5 protein-coding genes are annotated in these 4,348 nt (G+C 67.7%); 1 reads left to right on the plus strand and 4 read right to left on the minus strand.

The genetic code is table 11. The features are described from left to right. The 4 genes from modC to RMO40_RS15565 form a co-directional block, all read right to left on the minus strand. A partial coding sequence (modC, locus tag RMO40_RS15550; protein WP_309723239.1) for a molybdenum ABC transporter ATP-binding protein occupies window positions 1-611 on the minus strand: 611 nt, incomplete at its 3' end. Continuing rightward, window positions 608-1,297 (minus strand): molybdate ABC transporter permease subunit, encoded by a 690-nt coding sequence (gene modB, locus RMO40_RS15555; RefSeq protein ID WP_309723242.1) that lies wholly within the window; start codon window positions 1,295-1,297, stop codon window positions 608-610. The genes modB and modC, both read right to left, overlap by 4 nt. A 15-nt stretch (window positions 1,298-1,312) precedes the next feature. Continuing rightward, a complete protein-coding gene (modA, locus tag RMO40_RS15560) occupies window positions 1,313-2,068 on the minus strand; it encodes a molybdate ABC transporter substrate-binding protein (protein ID WP_309723245.1) in 756 nt (251 codons plus the stop codon). 21 nt (window positions 2,069-2,089) lie between these two features. Beyond that, complete coding sequence (locus RMO40_RS15565) at window positions 2,090-2,914, minus strand: TOBE domain-containing protein (RefSeq protein ID WP_309723250.1); 825 nt, start codon at window positions 2,912-2,914, stop codon at window positions 2,090-2,092. Window positions 2,915-3,164: 250 nt separating this feature from the next. On the opposite strand from RMO40_RS15565, the gene RMO40_RS15570 reads away from it, so the two are divergent. Next, window positions 3,165-4,268 carry a glycine zipper 2TM domain-containing protein gene (locus tag RMO40_RS15570; protein ID WP_309723253.1) on the plus strand — a complete coding sequence of 368 codons (1,104 nt, stop codon included), beginning with the start codon at window positions 3,165-3,167 and terminating at the stop codon, window positions 4,266-4,268. The last annotated feature ends 80 nt before the right edge of the window (window positions 4,269-4,348 follow it).

Consider the following 4,348-nt stretch of genomic DNA (forward strand, 5'->3'; position numbering starts at 1 on the left):
AGCACCAGGTGGTCGGCCAGGCGGGCGGCTTCGTCCATCGCATGCGTCACGTAGACGATGGGCATCGACAGCTCGCGGTGCAGCTGCTCCAGGTAGGGCAGGATCTCGGCCTTGCGCGCGGCATCCAGCGCGGCGAGCGGCTCGTCCATCAACAAGAGCCGCGGGCCGGTGGCCAGCGCGCGTGCAATCGCCACCCGCTGGCGTTCGCCACCCGAGAGCGTGGCGGGCGAGCGCGCCAGCAAATGCCCGATGCCCAGCAGCTCGACCACGGCATCCAGCGCAATGCGCTGCGACTCCTTGGCGCTGCGCTTGCGCCCGTAGTGCAAGTTGCCGCGCACGTCGAGGTGCGGGAACAGTGCCGACTCCTGGATCACATAACCGAGCGGGCGTTGGTGTGTGGGCACGAAGCGGCCGGTGGCGTCGTCTTGCCACAGCTCGCCGTCGATCGCCACGCGCCCGGCCACATGCTCCAGCCCGGCCAGTGCGCGCAGCACCGTGGTCTTGCCGCAGCCCGAGGGGCCGACCAGCGCGGTGACCCCTTGCGACGGAATGGCGAGTTGCACATCCAGCAGAAAGCCGTTTCGCTGCAGGCGCAAGCTGGCGTCGATCACCGCGCGGGCTCCGCATCATCGGCACGGCGCGGCCGGTTGACGATGTACAGCGTCACCAGCACGACCATCGCAAACGCCACCATGCCCGCCGCCAGCCAATGCGCCTGCGCAAACTCGCCGGCCTCCACATGGCCGTAGATCGCAACCGACAACACCCGCGTTGCACCGGGGATGTTGCCGCCAATCATCAGCACCACACCAAACTCGCCCACGGTGTGCGCAAAGCCCAGCACGCTGGCGGTGACGAAGCCCGGCCGCGCCAGCGGCAGCGCCACGCTCACAAACCGATCCCACGGCGACGCGCGCAAGGTGGCTGCGGCTTCGAGCAAACGCTCGGGCACCGCCTCGAAGGCTTGCTGCAGCGGCTGCACCACAAAAGGCAGTGAGTAGATCACCGAGGCCACGACCAGGCCGCTGAAGGTGAAGGGCAAACGCCCCAGGCCGAGCGACTGCGTGAGCTGACCCACCGGCCCCTGCGGCCCCATCAACAGCAACAGGTAGAAGCCCAGCACCGACGGCGGCAGCACCAGCGGCATGGCCACCAGCGACGCGAACAAGGGCTTCAGCCGCGAGCGTGTGCGCGCCAGCCACCACGCGAGCGGTGTGCCCAGCAGCAGCAGCAGCACGGTACTCAGCGCCGCCAGCTCGGCGGTGAGCCTGACGGCCGACCAGGCGTCTGCGGTCATGCCGGCAGGCGGACCTCAGGGCCCATAACCGTAAGACTGGATCAGCGCCTTGGCCGGCGCGCTCTTCAGATACGCCAACAAGGCCGCTGCGGCCGGGTTCTTCTCGCCGCGCTTGAGCAGCACCGCGTCTTGCCGGATCTCGCCGTACAACGCAGACGGCACCAGCCAGTAGGAACCGCTGGCCGGCTTGCCCGGCACCACCACCTGCGACAGCGCCACGAAGCCCAGCTCCGCATTGCCGGTGGCCACAAACTGGAAGGCCTGGCCGATGCTCTCGCCCGTCACCAGCTTGGGCGCGAGGCTGTCGCCCAGGCCACGCGCCTTCAGCACCTCGAGCGCCGCGCGGCCATAGGGCGCCGTCTTCGGGTTGGCGATAGAGACGTGGGCAAATTTGCCTGCAGCGAGCACCGCACCTTGGTCATCCACATAACCCGGCTGCGCGCTCCACAACACCAGCTTGCCGATGGCGTAGGTGAACTGCGTGTTGGGCACAGCCAAGCCGTCGGCGATCAGCTTCGTCGGGGTTTCGTCATCGGCCGAGATCAACACCTCGAACGGGGCCCCGGCGGCGATCTGCGAATAGAACTTGCCGGTGGCGCCCACCGACGTCTTCAGGCTGTGGCCCGTGGCCGCCGTGAAGGCTTCGCTCATGGCCGACATCGGCCCGGCGAAATTGGCAGCCACCGCCACCGACACTTCGCCCGCCTGCGCCGCAGTGGCCACCAGCATGGCCACAGCCACCGACAACCACGTTTTGAGATTGCCCTTCATCGTTTCACCGCTCCCTGTCATTCAATCAATCACCGCGAGGATCACGCTCGACACCTTGAACGCCGCACAAGCGCGCACACCCACCGCCAGCCCGAGCGACTGCATCGACTCGTGTGTCACCACCGCCACCGCACTGCGGCCCTTGCCCAGATCGAGCGTGACCTCGGCGTTGACGGGGCTGTCGACGATGCGGCTCACCTCGCCCCACAGCCGATTGCGTGCGCTGATGCGCAGCCGCTCGTCGGTCAGCAGCAGAAGCGACGAGGCCTTGACCAGGGCGATCACCTCGGCCCCGGCCACCAGCCCCAGCCGCTCGGCCGAATCGTGCGTCACCACGGCGGCCAGCTCCAGGTGTTCGTCAATGCGCAACAGCACCTCGACGTCGACCGGCCCTTCGCGCAGGGCGCTCACCGTGCCGACGAACTGGTTGCGCGCGCTGGTGCGCACCGACATGCGGCGCAGCAGCCGCTGAAAGGTATGCACGTCACCCACCGGCTCCGACGCAAACCGGGTCGCCAGGCGATCGAGCGTGATCTGGTGTTCCGCCTCGACCGCCCGGTAGAGCGCGATCACCCTGCGGCCATGGTCGGTGAGCAGCGTGCCACCACCGGAGCGGCCGCCGGTGCTGCGCTCAACCAGCGGCGTGTCGGCCAGGTTGTTCATCGCATCGACCGCGTCCCACGCGGCCTTGTAAGACAAGGGCACGTGTTTGGCGGCCTGCGAGATGGAGCCGTGTTCGCCGATCGCCTCCAGCAGCCGCACGCGCTTGTCGCCCAGAAACGCACCCAGGTCGGTGCTGACTTCGAGGTGGCCGGTGAGGCGGGGTGGTGTGCGGCGGGGCTTCACGGCCAGGGTTATATCACCAACTACATAACGCTTTTGGTCGTCTGCCCGCACTCGCCCGACCTCACAACAGGTCGGCGCCGTTGCCGTTGGCCGAGAGGGTCTGTCGGCGTTCGTCCACACGGTGAGAACTTGTCAGTTCGCTACCGCACACAACAAGCCATCTATTGTTTGTTTTCCCTGTCGGCTGCGCCGACATGTACCGCGTTGATTCAGGACACGCGTCCATTTCGTGGCGCGCTGGAGGCCCCTGATGAACCTGCCCTCACGACTGTCCGTGCTTGTCCTTGCACTGGCTGCTGCCTTGCCGCTGACCGTGGGCATGTCTGCCCACGCAGAGACGGTTGCGACCGTCACCGCCGACAGCTTCAGCGTCGAACAAGTGCGCGCCCTGACACCCGGAACCGAATTGGCCTTCAGGCTCTCGGCCACGCCGGGGTCGGAGGTCACGCTGCAGATCGGCGGCGCTACCTCCGGCGTGCGCCTGAACGAGGTGCGACCCGGAGTCTACGAAGGCGACTACACCGTTCGCACGCGTGACCAGCTGACGGCGAGCAGCCTGGTGACGGCTCGCATCGTGCGCGATGGCCGGGTAATGAATGCCACGCTGGACCAATCGCTGCTGCGAGGCGCGCCCAGCCCGGTGCAGACGGCACGCATCGGGGCCTTTACGGTCAATGCGCCGGAGCGCATCCGCCCTGGCGACGAGCTGAAGTTCTCCCTCTCGGGTGTGCCCGGCGGCACGGCCCGGGTGGCGGTCGAGGGCATCACCAACGGCATGCCTCTGACGGAGGTCAGCCGCGGCTTGTACGAAGGCAGCTACACCGTGTCCCGCAAGGACCGACTGCGTGGCAACCTGGTCGCCACCGGCTTTCTGAAGGTCGGGCAGAAGGAGACGAGCCAGCGCTTCGTGCGTAACGAGGTGGCGGTCAAAGACACTTACGGCTGCGACCGCAGTGAGCGCGGCGACCGCAGCGAACGCGATGAGCGCCGCGAGGAACGCCGCGCTGACATGGTCGGTGCTGGCTGTGGTGTCGTGACGGCGGTCGGCAAGGCCGAGATCGATGACGAGAGCTCGCGCAATGTGCTGGGCACCGTCGCCGGCGGCGTGATCGGCGCTGTGATCGGCAACCAGGTGGGCAGCGGGTCGGGCAAGAACATCGCCCGCGTGGTCGGTGCCGTCGGCGGCGCCTACGCAGGCAACCGCATCCAGAACGCCAGGGAGAAGACCACGGTCTACCGCGTCACGGTCGACCTGGACGACGGTGGCACCAAGAACTTCGACCACGCGGTCGACCCGGTGCTGCTGGTGGGTGCGCGCGTGAAGATCGTCGATGGCGCCATCGTGCGCCGCTGAACAGCACGCTCCCGATGAATCTCCAGCTTGGCCTGATCGAGATCGGTCTTATCGGGCTGCGGGGGCCGGCGGCGTGCGGC

It is taken from the genome of Rhizobacter sp. (assembly GCF_031412075.1).
Taxonomy (GTDB): Bacteria; Pseudomonadota; Gammaproteobacteria; order Burkholderiales; family Burkholderiaceae_C; genus Rhizobacter.

Bases quoted from the DNA above. Each gene is read 5' to 3' on its own strand.
- modB (WP_309723242.1), bottom strand. From the start codon at position 1,297: ATGACCGCAGACGCCTGGTCGGCCGTCAGGCTCACCGCCGAGCTGGCG.
- modA (WP_309723245.1), bottom strand. From the start codon at position 2,068: ATGAAGGGCAATCTCAAAACGTGGTTGTCGGTGGCTGTGGCCATGCTG.
- RMO40_RS15570 (WP_309723253.1), top strand. From the start codon at position 3,165: ATGAACCTGCCCTCACGACTGTCCGTGCTTGTCCTTGCACTGGCTGCT.